At 39.8% G+C, this 24,427-nt stretch carries 30 protein-coding genes; 22 read left to right on the top strand and 8 right to left on the bottom strand.

Annotated features, from left to right (window positions below; all coding sequences use genetic code 11):
- Window positions 1–97 precede the first annotated feature (97 nt).
- Both AC20OE_RS09995 and AC20OE_RS09990 read left to right on the top strand, forming a co-directional pair.
- On the top strand, window positions 98–1,408 hold the full coding sequence (locus AC20OE_RS09995; RefSeq protein ID WP_487268826.1) for an MFS transporter: 1,311 nt from the start codon (window positions 98–100) through the stop codon (window positions 1,406–1,408).
- A gap of 73 nt (window positions 1,409–1,481) precedes the next feature.
- On the top strand, window positions 1,482–2,390 hold the full coding sequence (locus AC20OE_RS09990; protein ID WP_024424709.1) for a chemotaxis protein: 909 nt from the start codon (window positions 1,482–1,484) through the stop codon (window positions 2,388–2,390).
- Window positions 2,391–2,426: 36 nt separating this feature from the next.
- On the opposite strand, the gene AC20OE_RS09985 is transcribed toward AC20OE_RS09990, so the two are convergent.
- The gene (locus AC20OE_RS09985; RefSeq protein ID WP_008356877.1) at window positions 2,427–2,888 is read right to left on the bottom strand and encodes a YkyB family protein; all 462 of its coding nucleotides are present in this window, start codon (window positions 2,886–2,888) and stop codon (window positions 2,427–2,429) included.
- Window positions 2,889–3,123: 235 nt separating this feature from the next.
- Here AC20OE_RS09985 and AC20OE_RS09980 point away from each other — a divergent pair, with 235 nt between their 5' ends.
- On the top strand, window positions 3,124–3,300 hold the full coding sequence (locus AC20OE_RS09980; RefSeq protein ID WP_487268825.1) for a hypothetical protein: 177 nt from the start codon (window positions 3,124–3,126) through the stop codon (window positions 3,298–3,300).
- A 92-nt stretch (window positions 3,301–3,392) separates the two neighbouring features.
- On the opposite strand, the gene AC20OE_RS09975 is transcribed toward AC20OE_RS09980, so the two are convergent.
- Window positions 3,393–4,310 (bottom strand): AraC family transcriptional regulator, encoded by a 918-nt coding sequence (locus tag AC20OE_RS09975; RefSeq protein ID WP_487268824.1) that lies wholly within the window; start codon window positions 4,308–4,310, stop codon window positions 3,393–3,395.
- 113 nt (window positions 4,311–4,423) lie between these two features.
- On the opposite strand from AC20OE_RS09975, the gene AC20OE_RS09970 reads away from it, so the two are divergent.
- Complete coding sequence (locus tag AC20OE_RS09970; RefSeq protein WP_487268823.1) at window positions 4,424–5,320, top strand: DMT family transporter; 897 nt, start codon at window positions 4,424–4,426, stop codon at window positions 5,318–5,320.
- Window positions 5,321–5,501: 181 nt separating this feature from the next.
- On the opposite strand, the gene AC20OE_RS09965 is transcribed toward AC20OE_RS09970, so the two are convergent.
- From AC20OE_RS09965 to AC20OE_RS09950, 4 genes are all read right to left on the bottom strand, one after another.
- On the bottom strand, window positions 5,502–5,717 hold the full coding sequence (locus tag AC20OE_RS09965; protein ID WP_039178134.1) for a hypothetical protein: 216 nt from the start codon (window positions 5,715–5,717) through the stop codon (window positions 5,502–5,504).
- A gap of 195 nt (window positions 5,718–5,912) precedes the next feature.
- Entirely contained in the window at window positions 5,913–7,190 is a 1,278-nt protein-coding gene (locus AC20OE_RS09960; protein ID WP_039178137.1) for an MFS transporter, read from the bottom strand.
- A gap of 73 nt (window positions 7,191–7,263) precedes the next feature.
- On the bottom strand, window positions 7,264–7,761 hold the full coding sequence (locus AC20OE_RS09955; protein ID WP_039178139.1) for a L,D-transpeptidase family protein: 498 nt from the start codon (window positions 7,759–7,761) through the stop codon (window positions 7,264–7,266).
- A gap of 156 nt (window positions 7,762–7,917) precedes the next feature.
- Window positions 7,918–8,775 carry a metallophosphoesterase gene (locus tag AC20OE_RS09950; protein WP_059376973.1) on the bottom strand — a complete coding sequence of 286 codons (858 nt, stop codon included), beginning with the start codon at window positions 8,773–8,775 and terminating at the stop codon, window positions 7,918–7,920.
- A 138-nt stretch (window positions 8,776–8,913) separates the two neighbouring features.
- Here AC20OE_RS09950 and fadH point away from each other — a divergent pair, with 138 nt between their 5' ends.
- From fadH to AC20OE_RS09880, 14 genes are all read left to right on the top strand, one after another.
- Entirely contained in the window at window positions 8,914–9,678 is a 765-nt protein-coding gene (fadH, locus tag AC20OE_RS09945; RefSeq protein ID WP_039178144.1) for a 2,4-dienoyl-CoA reductase, read from the top strand.
- A 64-nt stretch (window positions 9,679–9,742) separates the two neighbouring features.
- Window positions 9,743–10,963, top strand: coding sequence for an EAL domain-containing protein (locus AC20OE_RS09940; protein WP_024426863.1), 1,221 nt, complete (start codon window positions 9,743–9,745; stop codon window positions 10,961–10,963).
- 423 nt (window positions 10,964–11,386) lie between these two features.
- Entirely contained in the window at window positions 11,387–12,283 is an 897-nt protein-coding gene (locus tag AC20OE_RS09935; RefSeq protein WP_024424718.1) for a manganese catalase family protein, read from the top strand.
- A gap of 184 nt (window positions 12,284–12,467) precedes the next feature.
- Window positions 12,468–12,710, top strand: coding sequence for a YkuJ family protein (locus AC20OE_RS09930; RefSeq protein ID WP_003212254.1), 243 nt, complete (start codon window positions 12,468–12,470; stop codon window positions 12,708–12,710).
- Between the two features lie 146 nt (window positions 12,711–12,856).
- On the top strand, window positions 12,857–13,372 hold the full coding sequence (locus AC20OE_RS09925; RefSeq protein WP_039178147.1) for a ribonuclease H-like YkuK family protein: 516 nt from the start codon (window positions 12,857–12,859) through the stop codon (window positions 13,370–13,372).
- A 149-nt stretch (window positions 13,373–13,521) separates the two neighbouring features.
- Window positions 13,522–13,713 carry an antirepressor AbbA gene (gene abbA / locus AC20OE_RS09920; protein ID WP_003210802.1) on the top strand — a complete coding sequence of 64 codons (192 nt, stop codon included), beginning with the start codon at window positions 13,522–13,524 and terminating at the stop codon, window positions 13,711–13,713.
- A gap of 146 nt (window positions 13,714–13,859) precedes the next feature.
- On the top strand, window positions 13,860–14,303 hold the full coding sequence (gene cbpB, locus AC20OE_RS09915) for a cyclic-di-AMP-binding protein CbpB (protein WP_039178150.1): 444 nt from the start codon (window positions 13,860–13,862) through the stop codon (window positions 14,301–14,303).
- 96 nt (window positions 14,304–14,399) lie between these two features.
- A complete protein-coding gene (gene ccpC, locus AC20OE_RS09910; RefSeq protein WP_024424721.1) occupies window positions 14,400–15,281 on the top strand; it encodes a transcriptional regulator CcpC in 882 nt (293 codons plus the stop codon).
- 123 nt (window positions 15,282–15,404) lie between these two features.
- Complete coding sequence (locus AC20OE_RS09905; RefSeq protein ID WP_059376975.1) at window positions 15,405–15,881, top strand: flavodoxin; 477 nt, start codon at window positions 15,405–15,407, stop codon at window positions 15,879–15,881.
- Entirely contained in the window at window positions 15,871–16,764 is an 894-nt protein-coding gene (locus tag AC20OE_RS09900; RefSeq protein ID WP_047203683.1) for a WD40/YVTN/BNR-like repeat-containing protein, read from the top strand. Before AC20OE_RS09905 ends, AC20OE_RS09900 begins: the two co-directional genes overlap by 11 nt.
- 16 nt (window positions 16,765–16,780) lie before the next feature.
- Window positions 16,781–17,239 carry a flavodoxin gene (locus tag AC20OE_RS09895; RefSeq protein WP_487268822.1) on the top strand — a complete coding sequence of 153 codons (459 nt, stop codon included), beginning with the start codon at window positions 16,781–16,783 and terminating at the stop codon, window positions 17,237–17,239.
- Between the two features lie 109 nt (window positions 17,240–17,348).
- Window positions 17,349–18,059 (top strand): 2,3,4,5-tetrahydropyridine-2,6-dicarboxylate N-acetyltransferase, encoded by a 711-nt coding sequence (gene dapD / locus AC20OE_RS09890; RefSeq protein WP_039178160.1) that lies wholly within the window; start codon window positions 17,349–17,351, stop codon window positions 18,057–18,059.
- Window positions 18,060–18,093: 34 nt separating this feature from the next.
- Window positions 18,094–19,272: an N-acetyldiaminopimelate deacetylase gene (locus AC20OE_RS09885; protein ID WP_059376977.1), complete on the top strand. Its 1,179-nt coding sequence runs from the start codon at window positions 18,094–18,096 to the stop codon at window positions 19,270–19,272.
- A gap of 50 nt (window positions 19,273–19,322) precedes the next feature.
- The gene (locus tag AC20OE_RS09880) at window positions 19,323–19,565 is read left to right on the top strand and encodes a YkuS family protein (RefSeq protein WP_024424725.1); all 243 of its coding nucleotides are present in this window, start codon (window positions 19,323–19,325) and stop codon (window positions 19,563–19,565) included.
- A gap of 22 nt (window positions 19,566–19,587) precedes the next feature.
- Here AC20OE_RS09880 and AC20OE_RS09875 read toward each other — a convergent pair whose 3' ends face one another.
- A complete protein-coding gene (locus AC20OE_RS09875) occupies window positions 19,588–20,397 on the bottom strand; it encodes a mechanosensitive ion channel family protein (protein WP_487268821.1) in 810 nt (269 codons plus the stop codon).
- Window positions 20,398–20,668: 271 nt separating this feature from the next.
- Here AC20OE_RS09875 and ahpA point away from each other — a divergent pair, with 271 nt between their 5' ends.
- From ahpA to rok, 3 genes are all read left to right on the top strand, one after another.
- Window positions 20,669–21,211 carry a biofilm-specific peroxidase AhpA gene (gene ahpA / locus AC20OE_RS09870; RefSeq protein ID WP_003211758.1) on the top strand — a complete coding sequence of 181 codons (543 nt, stop codon included), beginning with the start codon at window positions 20,669–20,671 and terminating at the stop codon, window positions 21,209–21,211.
- A gap of 82 nt (window positions 21,212–21,293) precedes the next feature.
- Window positions 21,294–21,752 carry a TlpA family protein disulfide reductase gene (locus AC20OE_RS09865; protein ID WP_024424727.1) on the top strand — a complete coding sequence of 153 codons (459 nt, stop codon included), beginning with the start codon at window positions 21,294–21,296 and terminating at the stop codon, window positions 21,750–21,752.
- A gap of 470 nt (window positions 21,753–22,222) precedes the next feature.
- The gene (gene rok / locus AC20OE_RS09860) at window positions 22,223–22,795 is read left to right on the top strand and encodes a transcriptional regulator Rok (protein ID WP_024426871.1); all 573 of its coding nucleotides are present in this window, start codon (window positions 22,223–22,225) and stop codon (window positions 22,793–22,795) included.
- A gap of 48 nt (window positions 22,796–22,843) precedes the next feature.
- Here the strand turns inward: rok and AC20OE_RS09855 are convergent, their stop codons facing one another.
- Window positions 22,844–23,761 carry a coiled-coil domain-containing protein gene (locus tag AC20OE_RS09855; protein ID WP_144495022.1) on the bottom strand — a complete coding sequence of 306 codons (918 nt, stop codon included), beginning with the start codon at window positions 23,759–23,761 and terminating at the stop codon, window positions 22,844–22,846.
- 84 nt (window positions 23,762–23,845) lie between these two features.
- Here AC20OE_RS09855 and AC20OE_RS09850 point away from each other — a divergent pair, with 84 nt between their 5' ends.
- On the top strand, window positions 23,846–24,427 hold the full coding sequence (locus tag AC20OE_RS09850; RefSeq protein WP_144495020.1) for a molybdenum cofactor guanylyltransferase: 582 nt from the start codon (window positions 23,846–23,848) through the stop codon (window positions 24,425–24,427).

The following is a 24,427-nucleotide window of genomic DNA, read 5'->3' as shown; positions in this document are numbered from 1 at the left end:
AGAGGTGCTTTTTTTCATAGATTATTGTATGGAAGAGGGAAACAGCACATAAAATAGAATGATAGTGAAAAAAGAGGCAGAGAAGGGAGACAATCGATTGAGAACAGGAAAAAAGACCGCACAGAAAAAAGGGGCAGGCTTCGGGCTGTTTTTGACAGCACCTGTGTTAGCCTGGGCGTTGTATGATTTTGCAAATACGATCTTTTCATCAAATATGATCACCATTTTCTTCCCGTTTTACTTGCAGGAAACGATCGGGGACAGTGCGAGAATGGACCAGATCGCCAGCACCTTTATTTCTTATGCAAACGCACTAGCCAGCTTTTTTCTCGTCATTTTTACACCTTTATACGGAGTGCTGATTGATCGTACAGGAAAAAAGAAACGCTACATTACGGTGTTTACGTTCATATGTATTGCTTGTACGGTGTTGATGGGGATTTTTGCTGGGATTGATTTCTCAAGTGAATGGTTTGGGCTGCCGGTTTCTTTATTGGTTGTGGTTACCTTGTTTGTGGTCGCAAAGTTTTTCTATCATTCTAGTCTTGTTTTCTATGACACCATTTTGCCCGATCTTGGGACAAAGGATGAAATCCCGCTTATTTCTGGATTTGGTATTGCCGTTGGCTATTTAGGGACACTTGTCGGCCTCTCTGTTTATTTACTTGTTGGCAATGACCAGTTTCATGAAGCATTTATCCCAACGGCTCTTTTATTCCTTCTCTTTTTTCTACCTTTTCTCTTTTTTGTAAAAGAACCTCATCCGCTGCCTCAGCAAAAGAAAAAGGCATCTTTTTTCAGCGGGTATAAAGAGATTGTTCACACGTTTAAAGAGATGAAAAGGTACAAGCCAGCTTTTATTTTTATGATCGCCTTCTTTTTTATGAATGATGCCTTACAAACAGCAATTGCGATGATGGCTGTTTATGCCAAAATCATTATTGGCTTTACAGCTGGGCAATTTATTTTACTCTATCTTGTGTCGACCATTTCAAGTATCATTGGCTCCTTTCTGTTTGGTTATATCACAAAAGCGATAGGGGCAAAACGCTCGATTACCGTCGTATATGTCATTTTAATTGTGGCGCTCATTCTAGCTGTGACAGCGGCAACCGAATGGGTCTTCTGGGTAGCGGGCAGTTTATTCGGGATTTCACTTGGCGCAAGCTGGGGGGCATCACGAATCTTGATTATTGAACTGACCCCGAAGGAAAAGCGAGGACAGTTTTTTGGCCTCTTTGCCTTCTCAGGGAAGGTGTCTTCCATTATTGGGCCCATTATTTATGGCTCAGTTACCCTGCTGTTTGCAGACTACGGAAATCTCGCAAGCCGCCTAGCACTAGGGTCTTTGCTCATCCTTGCAGCGATAGGACTTGTGATTCATCAATTCGTTCGAGAGAAAGCGTAAAGAAACGTCAACTTTTTACCTATGCTGCCGATATAAAAAGTACAATCTAATATTGAAGAATAGAGGGATTTCCGTGGCTTTAAATAAACAAGAAATTTTACTTGACTCTGGTACCAATGAATTGGAAATTGTGAAGTTTGAAATTGGTGCAAATCAATTCGGCATTAACGTCATGAAAGTAAGAGAAATCATTCAGCCGGTTGAGGTGACGGTTGTACCGCACTCTCACCAAGATGTAGAAGGGATGATTAGTTTACGAGGCGAGATTTTACCAGTCATCAATCTATTTTCCTTTTTTAATGTCGAGTCAGATCAGTCGGAACAAGAGAAATATATTGTGACTGAATTCAACCAACGGAAATTTGTGTTCCATACAGGAACAGTATCACAAATTCACCGCGTCAGCTGGGAAGAGATTGAGAAGCCGACTGCACTGAATCAAGGGATGGACCGTCATTTAACGGGCATCATTAAGCTTGATGAAAAAATGATTTTCCTTCCAGATTACGAAAAAATCATTTATGATATTGAATCCGCTTCAGGTGTTGATACGTATCATATGTTTGACGGTGAGAAAGACGAGAGAAGAACAGGGAAGAAGCTGTATGTCGTTGAAGATTCTCCGCTTCTCATGCGTTTATTAACAAATGAATTAACCGAAGCAGGCTATAAAAACATTGTGACCTTTGAAGATGGCAAACAGGCATATGATCATGTCATGGATCTTGTCAGCAAAGGAATCAGTGTGACAGAAGAAATTGATATGATTATTACGGATATTGAAATGCCTAAAATGGATGGCCACAGGCTAACAAAACTGCTGAAGGACAATCCTTTAACAAATTCTATTCCGATTCTTATTTTCTCTTCGTTAATTACTGAAGATTTGCGTCATAAAGGGGAAACGATCGGTGCAGATGATCAAATCAGTAAACCAGAAATTCATCAGCTGATTGAAAAAGTCGATCATTTTATTATCTAAACAAAAAACCACTCGGCATGAGTGGTTTTTTTCTGTTTAAAAATAACTTTCCCCGAGTCGTTTGAAGACGGGCTTTGTGTAATGTGATTTTTGTTTTGTGGCGGCAGGTTTTTCTTTTAAACCGACATACGTTTGAAGTATTTGCTTTGCTCGGTTTAATGACATATTCGCTTTCGGATTGCGATATGATTGATTTAAATTTCCTAAGTGTGGCAAAAATTCGAAGTCTTCTTTCGTTGGTGGCAGGTGAAAATAATAATCTCCAATTTCAATCAGCACGTCGGACTGTTGTTGACTATACTTGGGATTGTTAGAGAAGTGTAGGCCCACTTTTCTTCCTTTACCTTCTTGCAATAGTTTTTGCAGCGCTCGTTTTTTCAAAAGATAAAGAAACTTGGGGTTTGGTGCGGTTTTAGCATGGCGGTTAACAGTATAAATGGCTTTTGCGATGTTTTCTGCTGTAGGTTCTATGTCTTTAGTATGAGCATAATCGTCCATTTTTTCTCTCCTTTGTCTTTCGTCTTCCTGTGCTTAGTATAAATTATACGTTTTTATTAGTAAATTGCAAATAGAGATATTGTAAAAAGAAAACCTTTGGTATAAAGGGATTATGGAGGGTTAAAAATTTTGTGTGTTCGAATCCCCCCATTCTCCCCCAAAAAAACTTCAACTGATTCTATTTCTGTTGATTATCTAGTATGTATAGAAGTTATTAATGAAAGGAGGTAATATCATGACATTCAAAAAAGCGTTCAATATAGGTTATCTTGTGTTGCTTTTATCTTTTGTTGTCGTATATTTCTTGCTTCCAGCCAATCAATTATTTACAGCAATTATGATCCTCACCGTACTATTCGGAGTATATCAATTTGTGATTTTTAAGAAACTAAAAGAACAAAAACAGCAATAAAAAACGCCCTAGTCTGCATTAGGCGAGGGCGATTGAAATGTAGCCATTCTCATCGTTTGTATTTACAAAAGCCATTTAAGACGCCTTCTGCATTATTTTTCTTCTATCCATTTTATCTGGAGAGAATCCAGCTGTTTTAATTTTCTATATGCTAAAGGTGTCGTATTTTTTATTCTTTTAAACAAATTGATAAAATAACTTGTGCTGTTAAAGCCTACTTGGTAGGCGATTTCTGTAATATTGAAATCCGTTTCTTGGAGCAGGACGAGGCTTTGCTGAATTCTATATTCATTTACATAATGCATGGGTGATTTCTTTAAAATGTCTTTGAAGGATCTGCAGCATTCTGAGCGGCTTAACTGTCCTGCACGAGCAATATCTTCGAGAAGGATCTTTTCATGATAATGCTGGTGAATCCAATTCAGCATATGTTTCATCCGTTCATTTTTATCGTGTTTACGCGCATCATGTTTCATTTGGAAGCCATTTTGTAATAAGCTTTTCCAAATGGTGATAAGCTGAATATTGAGTTCAAGTTCAAAATATTCCGGAGTTTCATCAATTAATTGTTGAATGGTTTGAATGCATTGATAGATCTGCTTTGGCCAGTGATCTTTTCGGTTGAATAAAATATAAGGTGTCTGGCTCGCATGCATATAAGGGTGGACAAATGTGGTGAATAATTCATTCGCTGTGATGAAAGAGGGAGAGACATTTAAACAAACATAAGTACATGCCGTCCCATTCGCATCTTTTGCCATGTGCAGGCAGCCACTATTGATAAAAATGCCATCTCCTTGCTTTAAACATAATGTCTCTTCATTGATATGAAATTCAGCTTCACCCTCTAAAATAAAGACAAATTGAAACTCGTCATGCCAGTGAAGAGGGATGTAGCCGCTTCTATGATGACGAATTTTCGTATGATAAATAGCAATAGGCCATGTTGTCGTAGAATGCTCCGTTAATTCTTTCAGGTTGAAGTCAATCAGAAAATGATGGTTGTGCATAATTCTCCTCAATATTCTTTTATTTTTATGTTCAATTGATATATCAATATGTAACAAAGTGAACTACTATCAACTATATTATCATGATTTGTTGAGAATTGAGGAGAATGAAAATGAATAGGAGAAAGGGAATTTTACTTGTACTCATAGGCGCCATCTGCTGGGGAGTAGGAGGAACAATTTCACAAAAATTGTTCCAGCAATATGGGATTGATGTCAATTGGCTTGTGACGGTTCGGTTGCTCATTTCAGGAGGATTGCTTTTATTTGTTCATGTGGTGACAAAAGAAAAAACACATCTGTTCGGTGTGTGGCAAAAGAAGAGGACAGCGATGCAAGTCCTTCTATTTGGGCTAATGGGTATGCTGGCTGTTCAATATACTTATATGGCATCCATTCAACATGGAAATGCTGCTGTGGCAACGCTGCTGCAGTATACAGCCCCTGTCATGATTATCGTGTATTTGGTCATTCGCAGGCAATCAACCTTCACTAGAAGAGATTTGGTTACAGTGGTATTGGCTTTAGCGGGCATGTTTTTCTTATTGACGAATGGTTCTATTTCAACATTAACCGTTCCATTTGTGGCAGTGATTTGGGGAATACTATCGGCTGTGGCGCTCTCGTTTTATACGTTATATCCGATCAGCCTGTTAAAACAATTCGACTCTCTAGTGGTTGTCGGCTGGGCGATGCTTATAGGAGGAGGCGCCCTTAGCTTGATCCATCCTCCATGGAAGGTCAATCTCACTCATTTACCTTTTGAAGCGTATGTCTATTTATTGTTTGTGGTCATATTTGGAACGATGATCGCTTTTTGGTTTTACATAGAAAGTTTGCAATACTTATCACCAAAAGAGTCGAGCTTAATTGGAAGTGTTGAGCCCCTTGCAGCAGTCGTCACGACTGTTTTCTGGTTAAAAGAGCCATTCGGACTTTTCCAATGGATAGGGACAGCTTGTATTGTCTATATGATTTTATTCTTGTCATTGTATCAGCCGAAAAAATGAGCGGGATGGGCGATGAACAATAGAAGGAATGATAAGAAGGATTGACTGAATGAAATATAAACAAAGTGAACTATTAGTTCATGATAACTACCTATTTATCAAAATGGGTAGTTTCTCAAATGATATTTTTTTATATATTCAGTCCACCATATGCGCGTATATGTGATGCATACAGGGTGAATTATTTTGTATGAATAGAATAAGCGCAATAAAAACAACCATTAAAGTCAGTTTCATTCGTCATTTGTTTGGCTTCATCCATGGCGCTTTCACCATTCATGTGCAGGCCAATCAACGTACGGCTTGCAGCATCGCCTAAAAATGCACAATCTTCTGTATGTACAACAAACTGTCCCTGTTCATTTTTAGTATGAATAAAATAGTAACTTTTTAGCATTTCTTTCACCTCCAACCTGACTATCCTACTATAAAACGTTTAAAGATGTAAAGGAATTTAATTGTGAAAAACAAGAAAAAATGGATCAATAAAGCAAGCCTTCAAGCAGATTCTCTCAACAGAGGAAATGCATGAAGGACGTTTCAGCCATGAAAAAAGGACTTTCCTGAAAAGAAAGTCCTTTTTGCTATTTACTTATTGAACTCCCTGCCCCTTTAGTTCACGCTGCACGTCTAAGTCGTCAGCTTCTCTGCTGAACTTTGGCAGTGTAATGAAGTAAAAAAGGAAGACAAGTAAAATAATAAAGCCCATTCCGTAATAAATATAAGAAACATTTGTGATGAGTTTTGGAAATAATACAGCAATCAGACCTAATGTCATCGATTGAGCAAACATAGTGAGCGGATCAACCCATCCTGACACACGGCCCATCAGTCGAGGATGGACGATTCTAGGCAGCCAGCCGCCAATGACAATGTTGACTGGGCCAATGCATGTACCAATGACAAATGACGTGACGTAAAACAACCATAATGTATGGGTAGAACCAAGGACAAAAATCAAAATACCTGCGACCAGAATTGGAATCGACATGAGATATTGCATCTTTACCTTTTTAGCGAGGACAGAGCCCATTAAGCTTCCAACGAGCAAGCCTGCACCGATCGCAATGGTAAAGAAGGATGTATGCAGTTCAAAATGGTCTGGTGAAAGTCCATATTTCATTGTAAACATCGGCAGAACGGCAAATGCGCCATTGACTAGACCGAAAACAAAAAAGCCAAAAATTAAAGAAGCCAATAATTTATTTTTTAAAATATATAGGATGCCTTCTTTAAAATCTTTCAGAGACGTTTTGATGGTCATGCCTCTCCAGCCAGCTTGTCCATTTGGCTGACGCGCTTCAATTGGAATGTTACATGAACGAATCAGGATGCCTGAAATAATAAAGCTGACCAAATCAATTGTAATGGCACCGTGAAGTCCAATCGTCTTATACATAATGGCACCGAGCCCAACGCCAAATACCATAAATAAACTAAACAGCATTTGATTTAAGCCAGCGGCTTTTGCATATTGATCTTTATTTAAAATCGCCTGAACGAGAGAAGCTTCAGCTGGATAGAAGAACTTCGTAATAGCACTTCGAATAAACAAGATCAAGAAAATAAGTGGCAGTGAATTAAAATAAATAACGATGAATAATACAATCGTCAGCCCAGCTCGTATCCAATCACAATTCTCTGCGACTTTTTTACGATCAAAACGGTCTGCGACCACACCGACCATAAAAAAGACAAAGACGGTAGGAAGAGAATACATAAGTTCAGCCAATGTGGCGTATGCGGGCTGATGACTAAAATGGTCGAGCAAATAAAAGGCAAACGCCATATTGCCTACTGTTGTCCCCATTTGCGAAGCAAGTGCCGCAAAAAAGAGACGAACAAAATTTCTGTTTTTAAAAATATCCATAAATACGCTCCTTAACCTGAAGATCCCACTTTATATCATATAAAATTTTAACCATTCGTACAATTGATTTCATCTACTGGCTAATGGTCACAGGTGTTCCGTTTGGAACGAGTGAAGCAAGCTCGATGACATTCTGATTATACATGCGAATGCATCCTCTAGAAACAGCTTTACCAATTGAAGACGGGTTATTCGTACCGTGAATGCCGTAATGAATTTTTGAGAGGCTCAGCCAATAAGCGCCAAAGGGACCTCCTGGGTTTGGCTGTCTGTTGACAATATAATAAGAACCTGTCGGTGTCATATTTAAAATTTTCCCTGTTGCAATCGGATACGAACGAATAAGTTGTGATCCAGAAAACAAAACGAGGCGTTTCGTTGAAATCGAAACAAAGATGCGGTATGGGATCGTATTAGGATCTGGCAAACCAGGTATGATGATGACCTCATTTTGTTCGGGCTCGCGAGCTTGAAGTGACGGATTTGCAGCCTTTAAGGCATCTGTTGTTGTTCGAAAATCAAGCGCTATAGAAGCAAGAGTTTCTCCTCTTTTCACTGTATATCGCAGCACCAAAGTACACTCCTTTTACTCAAATAAAAGAAGCCATGATGCCGTCACTTGACATACTATATGGACGGAATCAGGCCCAGTAAGGTTTCTCCTAACATTTGTCATGAAAAAGAACTTTGATTATACATATGCAGGAGAGGGCGGTTTGGCTTCTATTTATACACGAGATGTAAAGGTAAAAAAGGTTAACTCTGGCTTGGCTAAAAACCGAAGCGGGAGACGTGTTGTCCCAAGTCCACGGTTGACATAGATGCGGTGCTGATCGCTTTCGTATAAACCTTCTACATATGTACGGCCATAAGGTGCTGTGAGAATCGGTCCATAGAAAGGCAGCTGCACTTGACCGCCATGCGTATGCCCGGAAAGCTGCAAGTTAATAGGTGTTGTTTTCAGCTCTAATGCTGCATCAGGCTCATGGACGAGCAGCAACGTAAATAAATCAGATGATACTTCCCGTTTGATCAAATCGTAATCAGGCACGCTCATCATAAGATCATCCAGTGCAGCAATCTGAATATGTGCATGATCTTTTTCTAATAGAAACACATCATTTTTACATAATGTAAATCCACAAGCCTCCATTGTTTTCTCATAAAGCTCCACTCCGAATGGTCCGTAGTCATGATTTCCGTAGATGGCTAGTTTACCGAACGGAGCATGAAGCTTATTCAAATAAGTCTTCGCTTTTTCATGCTCTTGGGTGGATGCTTGAAAATCAACGAGATCACCTGTGAACACAATGAGATCTGGAGATGCAGCATTGATTTTCTGAACGATGGCTTCTAGGTCCTTCGCAGGAAATGTATCACTCAAATGAACGTCACTAAATTGGGCTATTTTAAACTGGTCAAATGAAGCTGGAAGCTGAGCATCTTGAATGGTCAGTGACACGGTATCGATCATGCGCGGCTCAATGTACCTGGCATATCCATATCCACAACTTGTAGCCAAAAAACCGAGAATACTCGCACCAGCTGCTCCTTTTAAAAATTGTCTACGGGAAAGCTGCTTCATATAAGACTCCTTTATAAATAAAATTAAGTATAGCATCATATTTGGATAATCTCCCATATGGTGCACCGAGGGTCAATCATGATATGATAGACAATAATGAATGAATAGTCATTCAAATCATACAAAGGGGGAGAACAAATGACGAAGCAAACAGTGATTGTCACAGGGGGATCAAGCGGTATGGGGAAGGCAATGGCTGCCCATTTGGCAGCTGAAGGCTGGAATGTTGTGATTACTGGTAGAACGGAAGAGACGCTGGAAAAGACGGCAAAAGAAATGAAGCAGAAGGGCGGAGCAGTCGCTTACTTCCAAATGGATGTGCGAAACCCAGAGGATGCTGACCAAATGGTCAAGTTTGCGGTGGATACATTTGGTGATGTCGATGCCCTCATTAACAACGCAGCAGGAAATTTTTTAGTGCCAGCAGAAAAGCTGTCTCCTAACGGCTGGAAAGCTGTGATTGATATTGTGTTAAATGGTACATTTTTTTGCAGCCATGCAGTGGGCAATTACTGGATTCGGCAAAAGAAAAGGGGCAGTATACTTAACATGGTGGCTACCTATGCATGGGGTGCTGGTGTAGGCGTGGCGCATTCGGCGGCAGCAAAGGCCGGCGTGTTGTCCCTGACTCGAACGCTTGCTGTTGAATGGGGGAGGCAATATCGAATTCGCGTCAATGCCATCGCACCAGGCCCAATCGAGAGAACAGGCGGAGCAGATAAACTATGGGAATCAGAAGAAGCAGCGCAAAGAACATTAGATAGCGTTCCTCTTGGCAGACTGGGCACACCTGAGGAAATTGCAGCGCTTGCGAGCTTTTTATTATCGGAGCATGCGTCGTATATAAATGGAGATTGTATTACGATGGATGGGGGACAATGGCTCAACCAATCACCATTTTGATTGACGATGTAAGACCTGCTTTTGATGTGGTATAATCACACAAAGAGAGAAGCAGGTGATGAAAATGGTCGATCCATTGGATATTTTAACGAATATTGAAGATGTTTTCCCGCACTATCAAGCAATATTCAGTGCGGAAGAGCAAAAAGTGATAGGCTATGAGATTCTAGGAAGAATGAAGCTTGAGTCAGAAACGGTCAGCCTAGGCTCCTTCTTTACGGATTCATCTATTCCTGACGAATATAAATTGGAAGTAGATCACAAAGTACTGACTCAAGCACTTGATCTCTTCACAACAGCAGATGACGATTTGCTCATTTTTATTAATCATGATGCCAATATCCTCATGCTGGATCACGGGGAAAGCTTTTTAGAACTCTTAAAGGAATATGAAGCAAGGGGCATTCAGCTTAACCGGTTTGTTATTGAGTTTGCAGAGCATACGTTTAGCGGCGACATTGAACAGCTATACCATACGTTAACGTATTATCGTACATATGGGATTAAAATCGCCGTCTCAAATATAGGAAAAGAAAGCAGTAATCTGGACCGGATTGCCTTGCTTTCACCTGATTTATTAAAAATAGATTTACAGGCATTAAAGGCATCGGCTCCATCTCCTTCCTATGAATATGTCTTGTACAGCATTTCATTGCTTGCAAGAAAAATAGGAGCTGCTTTAATTTATGAGGACATTGAAGCAAATTTCCAGCTACAGTATGCTTGGAGAAATGGCGGGAGATATTTTCAAGGGTTCTATCTTCATGAGCCTGCAGGAGAATTAATCGATCGAAGCCACCGAAAAGATCAGCTTAGAGAAGAATTCCAGCAATTTATTGCCCATGAGAAAAAGAAGCTGCAAGCTGTCTACGAACATTCTGAAACATTTTATAAACGAATTCATCAAGCTGTTACGACTTTAAAGAAATCGTGCAGCACAAATGATGAGCTCATTCAAAAACTGGCACTTGAACTAACAGATTGCAGCTTTCGGATTTATATGTGTAATGAAGAAGGCTTTCAAATCACTGGAAATGTGTTCAAAAAAGAAGAAGAATGGTTGTTTCAGCCGGAGTATATAGAAAAAAACTGGAGCTGGCGTCCTTATTTCCTAGCAAATATTCTTCAAATGAGAATTAGCGGAAAAGGATTTTTCAGCGATATTTATAGTGATTTAGAAACAGGTGAGAGGATACGTACGTTTTCTTATCCTTTAGAGGGAGATATGTATTTGTTTATAGACCTTCCATATGCCTATTTATATGAGCAAGATGGATTAATTTGAAGACGCGGCGTGAAGACTAATCCTCGCATTCTTTGTCAGTCCTGCGTGGCAGTGCTCATGAATGTACAATTCGCTCCGGTACCCGTCCTTCCTAGACTTCAAAGGTTTTCTATACACTGAAATGTAAATAAAAGGAATCTTAGCCTTTTGTCATCAATCTGAGCAGCCTCGTAGGCTGCTTTTTTTGATAGAAAAAAGAAAATTAAAAAATGGTTGACAATGAAACTGATAATCATTATCATTTAGTTATAGAGAGAAGCTACTCTCTGTTCCCCAACCCCTCTATCAGATCAAGATCCAAAAAACTTGGCGCTACCCCCGCCAAGTTTTTTTTGTGCTTCAATCTTTCCCTTCATGCATAGGACAGCCCAAACCCTCCATACATCTTAAGTGATGATAGTTAGACAGTAGGAGGGAAACATCATGATCAAACGTGACACGCGGCTGCTCATTGATTTGCCAAGACCAGATCACCCAGATGCAAATGGTGCCGCTGCTGTGCAAGAATTACTCGGCGGAAAATTCGGTGAAATGTCCACATTAAATAATTACATGTTTCAATCCTTTAACTTTAGAGGGAAACGAAAACTCAAACCGTTTTATGACCTCGTATCCAGTATTACAGCTGAAGAATTCGGTCATGTTGAGCTTGTGACCACAGCCATCAATCTCATGATTACAGGAACTACCCATGGAGGAGATCCAGATACGACGCCGATGAAGGCAGCTGTCGATAAACGAAATACACAGCATTTTATTCAAACAGCCCAAACAGGCTATCCGTTTGATTCAATGGCAAAACCTTGGACAGGAGAGAATGTGTTCTCAAGCGGCAACCTGATTCTTGACCTCCTTCATAATTTCTTCCTTGAATGCGGAGCACGTACGCACAAAATGCGTGTATATGAAATGACGGACCACCCTACAGCAAGAGAGATGATCGGTTATTTACTTGTCAGGGGCGGCGTGCATATTGTGGCATATGCAAAGGCACTAGAAGTCGCTACAGGAGTAGATGTAGGGAAGATGCTCCCAATCCCAAATCTCGATAATAAATACTTTGATTCAGCGAGAAAATTTGAAGACCAGAATGTTCATACAAAGCTGTATACATTTAGTGATACGGACTACAAGGATATCAATAAAATTTGGAAAGGGAGCCACCCGATTGATGGAAAACCGCTCACAGTCATTGAAGGCACCCCGCAAGGTGCACCTGTGCCAGATTATAGAGAATTACCGGAAGAGTTTGCTCCAGGCATTTCAAAAGAGGATTTTGATGAAATTGCGAAACGGCTGATGAGATCTGCTGGTTTATAAAAATCATGGTGCATGAGATTAGAAAAAAGACTCAAACTAAAAAAACAGATTCTTTTTCTTTTTTTGAATTCAAGAGGAAAAATATCATCTGAGAACACTTTATGGTATGATGCTTTGTAGGACTTGTGTATAATCAATACGGGTTCATCTTGAGTTGTTTTTTTGAAAGGAGTCTTTTTTTAGAATGTCACAATTAATGGGTATCATTACAAGGCTGCAAAGTCTTCAAGAGACAGCAGAAGCTGCAAACGAGCCGGCACAGCGTTATTTCGAAGTGAACGGTGAGAAAATCTGTAGTGTTAAGTATTTCGAAAAGAATCAAACGTTTGAATTGACTGTTTTTCAACAAGGGGATAAGCCAAACACTTTCCCATTTGACAACATTGATATGATTTCGATTGAGATTTTTGAGCTTCTACAATCCTAAGCTGAATCGTATGAAATGTTTTTTCTGAGGATTCCTTCGTTTATTGCGGCAGCATACATGGATCATCATAGATGATATGTACAAATGGAAGATGATCAATCAGCGCATTTTTCGGATAAGAGACCATTAAAAAGGAGTTCCTTTCTGTGAGTGATTCTTTTTTCTACAATCTTTCTGAAGATCGTTTAGCGTTTTCTGATGTCGTCATGAGAATGAAAGACTTTATTCGAAAAGACCCTAGATCCGCCTATGTGTTATCAATTGGTACGGATTCTCAGGTCAATCAAAATGTCACAACATTTATGACTGCAATTCATCTCCACCGGATTGGCAAAGGAGCTTGGGGCTGCCTCACACAACAAGTGATTGAAAGACCCGTGCAAAGTCTTAGAGAAAAAATTTCATTAGAGACAGCGTTTAGCCAAAAGGTATGTGCAGACATCCTTGAGGGGCCTTTAACAGAACTGATGGATTTGCTTCTTCCGTTTGCTGAGGAAGGGGCAGACCTTCGTTTTGAAGCCCATCTGGATATTGGCAAAAAAGGAAGTACGAAAGAGCTGATCCAGGAAATGACCGGAATGATCACAGCTATGGGAATTGAAGCAAAAATAAAACCCGACTCATATGCAGCATTTTGCTATGCCAATCGATACACAAAATAAATTCCGTCATTTTTCTCCAAACCTTGTCGAAACGTGCGGTTGACGATTCGATTCTAGTTCCTTATTCTAGCTGTATAGAGAGGAAGCAGACATTCAAAAGCCTGCTAATCAATATAAAAGCATATATGAAACAGGGGGCCTGATGTTGAATGAGCGTCATCGAAAATCGTTTTAATGAAGAAGAGAAAAAGCTATTATTAAACGTATTGCTGAATCAGGAATATGCTGTCGAATTACTAAGCAGTGAGATCAATGATATAGAATGTGGAACAAAAAATGTCGACGACAATACGTATAAGCAATTGATCACATTGTATGACAGAGTAAGGTTTGAGAATTAATATTGGTTTAACATTCTATTAGATACTCGGGGGCTGAGTATCTTTTTTATGCAGAAAAAATCTTTCGACAAAATTCGTTTTAGTTTATGCTTAATTGTAATGGGGAATGTATGATTGATGATTGAGAGAAAAGGGGTCGAAGAAACATGATAGAGATAGAGCCGACTCAATTGCTTGAGTCCACAGTAGCCGAGCATATGATTGATGCAGATAAAGTCGCACATGTTCAAATTGGCAATAACCTTGAGCATGCCCTATTGGTTCTAACCAAAACAGGATATACAGCTATTCCGGTATTAGACGCTTCTTATCATTTACACGGGTTAATTGGAACGAATATGATTATGGATAAAATCTTCGGTTTAGAACGAATCGAATTTGAGAAGCTCGACCAGTTGAAGGTCGAAGAGGTTATGCTGAAAGATATTCCGAGACTCAAAACGACAGATCCTGTAATAAAAGGCGTTCACGCTGTGACGAATAATGGATTTGTTTGTGTAGTAAATGAGGAGCAAGTCTTTGAAGGCATTTTTACTCGACGAGTTGTATTAAAGCGCTTAAATGAGGTCATTCATTCCGCGAAAAAATGAGCTGGAGCCCAGCTTATTTTTTTTGCCTTCATAAGTTAAAATTTATATAATGAGCATATGAAATAAGAAAAACTTATAGAGAGAAAGGGGACGCCCATGCAGCTTCAGGAGTTACATATGCTTGTTGTGCTAAGTGAAGAATTGAATATGAGGAAGGCTTCGGAACGGCTCTTTGTCTCTCAGCCTGCATTATCACAAAGATTGCAGACAATCGAAAAGGAATGGGGAACGAAAATCTTTTTTCGTTCACAAAAGGGGCTGACCGTGACTTCAGCAGGTGAACAGATTATCCAATTTGCAAAAGAAGTAACGGTTGAACAGGATCGAGTGAGAGAACGAATTGATGAACTTGAGGGTGACATTCATGGTACACTCAAGCTTGCGGTGGCGTCGATTATTGGACAGCACTGGCTGCCAAAGGTGTTAAAACGGTATGTCGAAAAATATCCAAATGCCAAGGTGTCACTCGTTACCGGCTGGAGCAGTGAAATGCTCAAAAGCTTGTATGAAGACCACGTGCACATAGGAATCATCCGCGGAAACCCTGATTGGAAGGGGACAAAGGAATACTTAATGACAGATCATTTATATTTAGTCGATTCCGTGATCAAGGACGTAGATGAATTAATCAAGACTGAGCGGCCATTTATCCAATTTAAAAGCGACAGCACGTATTATCAGGAAATCCAGCACTGGTGGCATCAAAAATTTAAAGTATCTCCAAAGCAGACGATTTTAGTAGACCAAATTGAAACATGTAAACAAATGGCCTACCACGGCATCGGCTACGCCATTTTGCCTTCTGTTACTCTATATGACCACGAAAAAAGTGTTTATAAAACACCGCTTGTTGATGTGAACGGAGAGCAAATCGGCCGTGACACATGGCTGCTAGGCTATGAAGCGTCTTTTCAGTTAAAACAGGTACAAGCATTTGTTGGTGTGGTTAAAGAAATGCTTGAAAATGATGCCGTGTAAGTACCTTCTTGGAATAGGGAGGTACTTTTTTTTATGAAATCATTTGACAATGAAAATCATTATCATTTAAAGTGTACATATAATAATTGAAAATGATTATCATTTAGATGAGGTGACCGATAGATGAAAGCACTAATTGCATTTGCGAGTATGTCTGGAAATACGGAAGATATGGCAGCGATCTTAAAGCAAACACTTGAAGGAAAAGGGATACATACAGAGATGATGGAATTTGATGATATGAACGCAGAGGACCTATCCTCATACGATTACGTATTCATTGGTTCTTATACTTGGGGTGATGGAGATTTGCCATATGAAGCAGAGGATTTTTATGAGGAGGTCTCTACTCTTGAACTTAGTCACATAAAAGCAGCTGTCTTTGGATCGGGTGATTACAGCTATCCAAAGTTTTGCGAGGCTGTCCATACATTCCATGACATGCTGAAATCAACGGGTGCATCTGTTTTTCCTGAAACATTAAAAATGGAGCTTGCACCGGATACAGATGAAGATGTGGCGTGCTGTCAGGAATTTGCTGTGAGCTTTTTAACGTGGGCCGCTTTGTCTGAGAAACGAGTTGAAAATCATGTTTCATAAAGGAGCAACAGCCGTTGCAGCATCTAAAAGTGGTGGATACTTTGTTGCTGTAAAACGTGAAGGTATTTTTCACTATAGTGTGGAGAGCGGATGGCAGCAGCTGTTTAAGCTCAAGCATAAAATTCATGCGATCAGCTATATTGGTCCTTATTTATTCGGTGTTGGTGAAAATGGCACAGTGATTAGATCAGGAGATGAAGGCAATACATGGGCCTTATCTTCATTTCCAACAAACGCAGTCGTCTGGTCTATTACAGGACGCAATGATGGGTTTGTATGTGCGCACGGAAAACATAGTATCTATGTGTCAAATGATTTCGGAATTTCCTGGGAAATTATGAAGCCATTTGCTCATGTGAATCATCCGCCGGTCATTCGTTCTTTATGTGCTGCAGGTGACCACCTTTATATTGGAACACAGATTCATGAGGTTCACGGAGGAATATGGGTGTATGACTTGCAGAGTGAACAGATTTTTCTTTTAAACAGAGAGGAGCACCGAATGACAGCTTCTATGCTGCTCTGTCATGAACATCTTCTTGTTTGTGCATTAGGTTCAAAAAAAGGCAAAAAAGGATCTGTTCAAATTTTAGATTTACATACAAATATTCTGCATGATATTCAATCACAGGCCTTTGCTAGAGAAGAATCATTTTTGGATGTATCAGAGGATAATGGCATTGTGTATGTGACCACCTCACAAGACGAACACGGATTTTCTAAAGTGTATCAGCTTGATATTGAGCAAAAAGAGCTCAAATGGTTTGATACGATCAAAGGACACGGTTTTCGTGTAGCCAATCAAAACGAAAACTTTTTCTGTGCGGGTTTATATGAAAGTAAGTTTGTCAGGCCGTATGAGGAGCCAGCGTTGATTCATTGATAAGGAGGAAGAAAAAGTGACAGAAAAGGTTTTATTGGTGTATGCCACGATGTCTGGAAATACAGAAGCGATGGCAGATTTAATTGAAAAAGGTATAACGGAAGCAGGAGCCAGCGTGGACCGGCATGAAGCGATGGATATTGATGCCGAGCTGCTTAATGATTACTCGCACATTATGTTAGGTGCGTATACATGGGGAGATGGCGATCTTCCGGATGATTTTACTGATTTATATGAAGAAATGGAAGAGCTTGATTTAACAGGAAAAGCATTTGCAGTATTCGGTTCTGGTGATACATCTTACGAACATTTTTGCGGAGCTGTTGACCTAATCGAAGAAAAAGTGAAGGAGCTTGGCGGTGACATTGTCCTCCCATCAGTTAAAATTGAGCTGAATCCAGAAGGAGAGGAAGAAGACGAATTAATTTCTTTTGGTAAACAATTTGTTCAGCTTCACCAGCAAGAAGCGGGATAATCGGTCCCGCTTGTTTTATTTTCCATTGAGGAGATGACTCTTTCACTTGTCATTAAAACACTCCTTTGGTACAGTAATGAAGTATAAATTAAGAGGAGGACATACATACATGAAACAAATGGACGCTAATGAAATTATTTCATTTATTCAAAATAGTACAAAATCAACACCTGTCAAAGTCTATATTAAAGGTGACTTAGAAGGTATTGAGTTTGGTGAACATGCAAAAACATTCATCACAGGAAACACTGGAGTTGTTTTCGGTGAGTGGAGTGAAATTCAAGAAGTGCTAGCATCAAACAAAGACAAAATTGAAGATGTTGTCGTGGAAAATGACCGCCGCAACTCTGCAATTCCGATGTTAGATTTGAAAAACATTAAAGCCCGTATTGAGCCAGGGGCAATCATCCGTGACCAAGTTGAAATCGGTGATAATGCAGTTATTATGATGGGTGCTTCTATTAATATCGGTTCTGTAATCGGCGAAGGTACGATGATTGACATGAACGTGGTGCTTGGCGGCCGTGCGACAGTAGGTAAGAACTGTCATATCGGTGCTGGGTCTGTTCTTGCAGGTGTTATTGAGCCGCCGTCTGCCAAACCAGTTGTGGTAGAAGATGACGTTGTCATCGGTGCGAACGCTGTTGTTCTAGAAGGCGTGACAATTGGTAAAGGTGCAGTAGTAGCTGCTGGTGCGATCGTTGTGAACGATGTAGAGCCTTACACAGTTGTAGCGGGTACACCTGCTAAGAAAATCAAAGACATCGATGAAAAAACAAAAGGTAAGACAGAAATCAAACAAGAACTGCGTCAGCTTTAATTCATATAATTCGCAGCTGAAGACAAAGACGTGGATGAGATATCCACGTCTTATTCGTATAGAAGAAAGGAAGCGAGTTCACTTGTTAAATCGTGAGCAATTAATATCCATTCGAAGAGATTTACACCAAATCCCTGAGCTTGGTTTCCAAGAATTTAAAACACAAGCGTATCTTATTCAGCATTTGGACACCTATTCAAAAGATCGAGTTGAGATTGAAACATGGCGAACTGGGCTTTTTGTAAAAGTGAAAGGGACAAATCCAACGCGTTTATTTGCTTATCGTGCAGATATGGACGGCCTGTCTATACCAGAGGAAACAGGGTATCCATTTGAATCTGTGCATGAAGGGAAGATGCATGCATGTGGACATGACCTTCATATGACCATTGCACTTGGTATCATCGATCATTTCGTTCATGAACCGATCAAAGAAGACGTATTATTTATCTTCCAGCCGGCAGAAGAAGGTCCAGGCGGTGCCGAACCAATGCTTACAAGTGATGTTCTCAAAAAATGGACGCCAGACTTTATTACAGCGCTGCATATCGCACCTGAATATCCTGTTGGAACAATTGCTACAAAGCCTGGTTTGTTATTTGCCAATACGAGTGAGCTTGTGATTGAGCTTGAAGGAAAAGGCGGACACGCTGCATATCCTCATTTAGCAAATGATATGGTTGTTGCTGCAAGTGCTCTTGTAGGTCAGTTGCAATCGGTGATTTCGCGTAATGTTGATCCCCTTGATAGTGCGGTCATTACAGTGGGCACGATTACCGGAGGAACGGCTCAAAATATTATTGCGCAGCATGCAAAGCTTGACGGTACCATTCGCACACTTTCGCCAGAGTCTATGGACAAGGTGAGAAAGCGAATTGAGGCATTGGCAAAAGGAATTGAAATTGGCTACGAATGCAAAGCAACTGTTCGTTACCCTTCGTCTTATTACGAAGTGGACAATTCAAAGGATTTGACAGAGGAATTTATGTCATATGTAGCCGAAGAAGGACTTGCGAATGTGATTGAATGCAGAGAAGCCATGACAGGAGAAGATTTTGGCTACATGCTGAAAAAATATCCCGGCTTCATGTTTTGGTTAGGGGTCGATTCAGAATACGGCCTGCATCATGCAAAGCTCCAGCCGGATGAAAACGCGATTGAAACAGCTGTGAATGTCATGACGGCTTATTTTAAAAAGCAAGCTGGTGAATGAATAATCGAGCTGCCTCCTGTACACCTTATGAACAGGAGGTGTTCTTGATTATGACAAGAATTGGTGTAGAACAATCTTTATCCGATGTAGAAGAACTATTGAAGCAAAAAGGGTATGATGTCGTACGTATTCAAAATGAACAGCAAATGGATCAGTGTGACTGTTATGTCGTCACAGGATTAGATTCAAATGTTCTTGGCATTTCAGACACAACAACAAAGGCATCTGTTATTACAGCATCAGGTATGACGGCTGATGAAATTTGCCAAGAAGTAGAACAGCGTGTTCAATAAAACAAGAAAAAGAACCGGTAGATTATGATCCCGGTTCTTTTTGCTGTTTTTCTATATCGAGTACTTCTTTCATTTTTTTGCGCAAGATTCGTTCTACCCGCCATTGCTCCATTGTTTCGGTTTTCGCTATGATGCGTAGCACAAGGGAAGAAGAACCGAACGCCTCCACGCCGACAACTTGAGGACCTTCGATAATTTGAGGAGTTTCCTCCCGCACCTCATCACAGGCAGCTTGAAGGGCTGTGATCATCTGATCCACATTTTCATCCGGAGACAGCTCAATATCAACGAGTGCCTGCATCGTCCCTCTTGAATGATTGCTCACATTCAGTATGCTGCGATTAGGAATGAAATGAAGGGTGCCGTCAAAGCTTCGAAGCTGCGTGGTTCTTAGTCCAATTTGTTCGACAATCCCATCAAATCCAGCGACCGTTATATATTCTCCTACATCAAATTGTTTTTCCAATAGTATAAAGAATCCGGTCACAATATCACTCACTAACCCTTGAGCGCCAAAACCGATCGCAAGTCCTACAACGCCTGCACCTGCCAGCAAAGCTGTCGGGTTATAATGAAATAAGTCGAGGATCATCACAACTAGAATAAAAATCAATAAGTAGGCGAAAATATTTAACGTCAGACTTTGCAGCGTCTGAGCTCTTGATAAAGAGACTTCATGCTTTTCAGCGAATGTGGAATAGGCTCGCTTAATCATCTTGTTTCCTATGGCTCTGATGATAAAGTAAATAGCAAAAATGGCGACTAGTTTTAGCAAAATCATACTGCTATTGAGGATAATGGAAACCCAATCTACTTGTTGAAATGCTCTCATGATCTTCAAAACCTTTCTATGTATGCTCTAAAAGAGAAGCTAATCATTTGTTCCCTTTTGCAAGTCATGTTAAACTTTTGATAGGTGAAGCAGGAATTGTGACAAATCGTTAATTAAATTTATTATTAATTAATATTGACTAAAAATCGCATAAGTATTATAATTGTAATTGTGAAGTTATTAACTAAATGAGAATTTTAAGTTTTGATTCTCATTTTATATACAGCTAAGAAGACTGTATAAAGATATTATTTTTTGGAGGGATTTACATATGGCAGAGCGTTTTGTAGGAAAACAAGCTCCACGTTTTGAAATGGAAGCAGTACTTGCTAACAAGGAATTTGGTAAAGTAAGTTTAGAAGAAAACATGAAGAATGACAAATGGACAGTTCTTTTCTTCTATCCAATGGATTTCACATTTGTTTGCCCAACTGAAATTACAGCAATGAGCGATCGTTATGACGAGTTCGAAGATTTAGATGCAGAAATCATCGGTGTATCTACTGATACAATCCACACGCATCTTGCTTGGATCAATACAGACCGTAAAGACAATGGTCTAGGTGAATTAAAATACCCGTTAGCTGCTGATACTAACCACACAGTATCTAGAGAATACGGCGTTTTAATTGAAGAAGAAGGAATTGCTCTTCGCGGTTTATTCATCATTAACCCAGAAGGCGAACTTCAATACCAAACAGTATTCCACAACAATATCGGTCGTGATGTAGATGAGACATTACGTGTTCTTCAAGCATTACAAACTGGTGGACTTTGCCCAGCGAACTGGAAACCTGGTCAAAAAACACTTTAATTGATAACTGAAGAAACAGGAGGGTCTAACTGATGTTAGACCTTTTTGTTTCGACACATACAATGGATGGAGGCGCTTCATAATGAAATTACGTCAACCAATGCCAGAACTAACTGGTGCAAAAGAGTGGTTAAATGGAGAAGTAACAAAAGAAGATTTGATTGGTGACAAACCAACATTGATTCATTTCTGGTCAGTCAGCTGTCATCTTTGTAAAGAGGCAATGCCTCAAGTCAATCAATTCCGTGATGAGTACAAGGATCAACTAAACGTTGTAGCAGTTCATATGCCTCGTTCAGAAGATGACCTAGATCTAGAAAAAATCAAAGAAGTTGCGAAAGAACATGAAATTACGCAGCCAATCTTTGTGGACAGTGATCATCACCTAACAGAAGCCTTTGAAAACGAATATGTACCTGCATATTATGTATTTGATAAAACAGGTGCTTTGCGTCACTTCCAAGCCGGCGGAAGCGGAATGAAAATGCTTGAAAAGCGTGTCAATCGAGTGCTTTCTGAGTCTGAAAAGGCTGCAGAATAGACTTTCCCCCATAAATGGGGGTTTTTTCATGGGCAAAAACAGGCGGCGTATTGCACTGGATGAGTTTATTATTCCTAAGAAAAGAGAAAATGAGGGAGTTTATTAAAAAATATCCCTGAAACAAAAAGGTATAACGACCTATTTACATTTTTGTTTTGAAATGAAATTGTAAAGATTTTAACTTTTTACTATTCAGAACGTTTTTGCACAAAAGAAATTTCAGTTAGGTAAATAACTATATAAATCAAGTAGTATAAGCGTTTATTCAATTTTTTTACAATATTTTAAGGTTTGTCAAAAGCCTATAGTGGCAATGAAATAAGTGCCGATTCTTCCTCCTTGGCAAAATTTTAGTTGAAAATACCTATCTGTTAGCAAACTGTAAAATGATAAAAAAATAGTTGATAAAATTAGTTTTCTAATCTAATATTTACTATAGAATATTTTTTATATGATGAGGGGGAAATCCATTGTTTAATGAGAGGGAAGCGTTACGTTTACGATTGGAACAATTAAACGAGGCAGAAGTAAAGGTCATCCGTGAATATCAAATTGAGCGCGATGCGATTTATGCAAAATTAAGAGAATTAGACCGTCAAGGAACAGGTCTAGTGTCAGATACAAAAAAAGAAGTACGTACAGAAAGAAAGACAGATTCACTGCCTGTATTAGCTGAGCTTGCTGCGCAAGAAATGAGAAGCTACCAGCAGCCGGCACAACCACAATCATCATCTTTAGGAACAGGACAGCTAAACGGTGCACCTGTAGGTATTCCTGAAGGATCGACAAGACGCAGAAGAGGCACAGCTCGTCCTGGCTCAAAGGCAGCGAAGCTTCGTGAAGCTGCGATTAAAACGTTAAAACGTCATAATGCAGCGATTAAAAGCTCAGAGCTTCAAAAAGAGATCGAAAAAGAGAGCGGTCTTGAAATCCCAAATATGACAACGTTTATGCAAAGCTTAATTAAAATGTATCCTGAAGTGAAGAAGCCTTATCGCGGACAGTATATTTTAGAAGGCGACATTCAAACAGAAGACGAATAAATAAAAAAAACTGCTGGGCGTCAAGCCAGCAGTTTTTTATTTCGAGAATTACTTCTTTTGATCAACTGTATAGACAATTTTGCGTTCCTTAGGCAGGTGATCACGCTGTTTTTTAAAGCCGTCGATTTTGACTGTCATGACTTCTCCATTACGCTGCACAGCATCGACTTGTTCCTGAAGTGTTTGAACTTGTTCGTTGAGTTTCTTCAAAATCGGTTCGATTTCTTCTGTCGTTTGCAGGATGCGGTCTCGTGAGAATGGCTGTGAATTTGTTTGTGCTGACTGGTCAATATCAGCAAAATGAGATGCGATCCATTCCTCGCTTTCTGCTAACTGTTTTTGATAGCTCGTGAGCGTTTCATAAAAAATCGCTTCTTTTGCTTTTTCAATTTGCAGTAATTTCTCCTGCGTTTCATAAAAACGCTCTTGAAGGTGTCTGACGCCTTCCTGTAATACATGGAGCTCTGCGTTTTTATCGCCCAAATTTTGCTGCAGCTTTTCAATCACTGCGGATAAAGTATTTCCTTTTTTCTCCTCTTTTTCAAGTCGTTTATCTTGATCTTCTATCCGTTCATTTAATTGTTGCGAGATTTCCTTATATTTGACAACTTTCAAATGCAGCCTGTGTTTTTCTTCGGTTTCTTTTCTTCTATGATAGGTTTCCTTTTGCAGCATCTCATGGAGAAGGACCATTTTATGTAACAATTCTGTTTTGCTGTAAGAGAGATCCTGTATTTTTGAGGCAGCATCATGTTGATCATTGGTTATTTCATCCAGTTGTTGTTTTAATTGCGTGTAATCCTTTTTCATCTCATGATATTCTTGAGTTAGCTTCTTATTTTTAGAATACGTATATGAGGACTGTAAATCAGAGATCATTTGTTGATATTTGGCAGTTTCAGCTTTTAAGTATAAATTCTCTTGAGATAGATCATGGAATAGGGGAGAAGCATGGCGCCTGTTCATCGATAGACCCTCCTTATTCATGTTACCAATAAAGTATGCGAAAGGAGTGCGATTAGAACAACCATATCAAAGGAGGATGAGAGGATGCACGTAGTGAATGTGATTTTAGCTGGAGGAGCTTCCAGACGTTTTGGAGAGCCAAAGGCAAGTCATATGTATCAAGGGAAACCATTATATGAGCATGTGAAAGAGCAGCTTTTAGACGGGCAGACTGTCATCATCAGCCAACCATCGCTTCTTCCTTTTTTCAAAGCAAGAGGGGAACAAAGTGTGTGTTTAGATGATGAAGAGGTGCGCGGATGCGGACCGCTTGCCGGCATATATACAGCGATGCAAAAGCAAGAAGCAGAATGGTATTTAGTGACGGCGTGTGACATGCCTTTCATACGGAAGAAAACGGCGGAAGTATTATCGTCCTATTGCAGTGAGCACGCAGATGCCATTATCCCGCTTGTTCAGGGCAGATTACAGCCTTTATTTGCACTTTATCACCGCCGCTCTCTGCCGTTTATTCGCGCGTGTTTAAAAGAGAATCAATTAGCCATTAAAGATTTGCTTCAAAAGCTTCAGGTGCACATCGTTTCAGAGGAAGAACTGAACGTAACATCTAACGAATTTCGTAATATCAATAAAAGAAGCGATTTACCTGAAAACGGTATGATATGA

The organism is Bacillus sp. SRI_025 (assembly GCF_057592095.1).
Note: the sequence above shows the minus strand (reverse complement) of the source record. Positions and strands in the feature narration are given on the sequence as shown.

What these genes read in the sequence shown, in the direction of transcription:
- AC20OE_RS09980 (WP_487268825.1), top strand. Translation starts at nt 3,124, where the DNA reads ATGACATTCAAAAAAGCGTTCAATATAGGTTATCTTGTGTTGCTTTTA.
- AC20OE_RS09885 (WP_059376977.1), top strand. Translation starts at nt 18,094, where the DNA reads ATGAGATATCCACGTCTTATTCGTATAGAAGAAAGGAAGCGAGTTCAC.
- AC20OE_RS09985 (WP_008356877.1), bottom strand. Translation starts at nt 2,888, where the DNA reads ATGGACGATTATGCTCATACTAAAGACATAGAACCTACAGCAGAAAAC.
- AC20OE_RS09930 (WP_003212254.1), top strand. Translation starts at nt 12,468, where the DNA reads ATGTCACAATTAATGGGTATCATTACAAGGCTGCAAAGTCTTCAAGAG.
- AC20OE_RS09905 (WP_059376975.1), top strand. Translation starts at nt 15,405, where the DNA reads ATGAAAGCACTAATTGCATTTGCGAGTATGTCTGGAAATACGGAAGAT.
- cbpB (WP_039178150.1), top strand. Translation starts at nt 13,860, where the DNA reads ATGATAGAGATAGAGCCGACTCAATTGCTTGAGTCCACAGTAGCCGAG.
- fadH (WP_039178144.1), top strand. Translation starts at nt 8,914, where the DNA reads ATGACGAAGCAAACAGTGATTGTCACAGGGGGATCAAGCGGTATGGGG.
- dapD (WP_039178160.1), top strand. Translation starts at nt 17,349, where the DNA reads ATGAAACAAATGGACGCTAATGAAATTATTTCATTTATTCAAAATAGT.
- ccpC (WP_024424721.1), top strand. Translation starts at nt 14,400, where the DNA reads ATGCAGCTTCAGGAGTTACATATGCTTGTTGTGCTAAGTGAAGAATTG.
- AC20OE_RS09960 (WP_039178137.1), bottom strand. Translation starts at nt 7,190, where the DNA reads ATGGATATTTTTAAAAACAGAAATTTTGTTCGTCTCTTTTTTGCGGCA.
- AC20OE_RS09865 (WP_024424727.1), top strand. Translation starts at nt 21,294, where the DNA reads ATGAAATTACGTCAACCAATGCCAGAACTAACTGGTGCAAAAGAGTGG.
- AC20OE_RS09940 (WP_024426863.1), top strand. Translation starts at nt 9,743, where the DNA reads ATGGTCGATCCATTGGATATTTTAACGAATATTGAAGATGTTTTCCCG.
- AC20OE_RS09975 (WP_487268824.1), bottom strand. Translation starts at nt 4,310, where the DNA reads ATGCACAACCATCATTTTCTGATTGACTTCAACCTGAAAGAATTAACG.
- AC20OE_RS09935 (WP_024424718.1), top strand. Translation starts at nt 11,387, where the DNA reads ATGATCAAACGTGACACGCGGCTGCTCATTGATTTGCCAAGACCAGAT.
- AC20OE_RS09970 (WP_487268823.1), top strand. Translation starts at nt 4,424, where the DNA reads ATGAATAGGAGAAAGGGAATTTTACTTGTACTCATAGGCGCCATCTGC.
- AC20OE_RS09880 (WP_024424725.1), top strand. Translation starts at nt 19,323, where the DNA reads ATGACAAGAATTGGTGTAGAACAATCTTTATCCGATGTAGAAGAACTA.
- AC20OE_RS09965 (WP_039178134.1), bottom strand. Translation starts at nt 5,717, where the DNA reads ATGCTAAAAAGTTACTATTTTATTCATACTAAAAATGAACAGGGACAG.
- AC20OE_RS09855 (WP_144495022.1), bottom strand. Translation starts at nt 23,761, where the DNA reads ATGAACAGGCGCCATGCTTCTCCCCTATTCCATGATCTATCTCAAGAG.
- abbA (WP_003210802.1), top strand. Translation starts at nt 13,522, where the DNA reads ATGAGCGTCATCGAAAATCGTTTTAATGAAGAAGAGAAAAAGCTATTA.
- AC20OE_RS09950 (WP_059376973.1), bottom strand. Translation starts at nt 8,775, where the DNA reads ATGAAGCAGCTTTCCCGTAGACAATTTTTAAAAGGAGCAGCTGGTGCG.
- AC20OE_RS09900 (WP_047203683.1), top strand. Translation starts at nt 15,871, where the DNA reads ATGTTTCATAAAGGAGCAACAGCCGTTGCAGCATCTAAAAGTGGTGGA.
- AC20OE_RS09850 (WP_144495020.1), top strand. Translation starts at nt 23,846, where the DNA reads ATGCACGTAGTGAATGTGATTTTAGCTGGAGGAGCTTCCAGACGTTTT.
- AC20OE_RS09875 (WP_487268821.1), bottom strand. Translation starts at nt 20,397, where the DNA reads ATGAGAGCATTTCAACAAGTAGATTGGGTTTCCATTATCCTCAATAGC.
- ahpA (WP_003211758.1), top strand. Translation starts at nt 20,669, where the DNA reads ATGGCAGAGCGTTTTGTAGGAAAACAAGCTCCACGTTTTGAAATGGAA.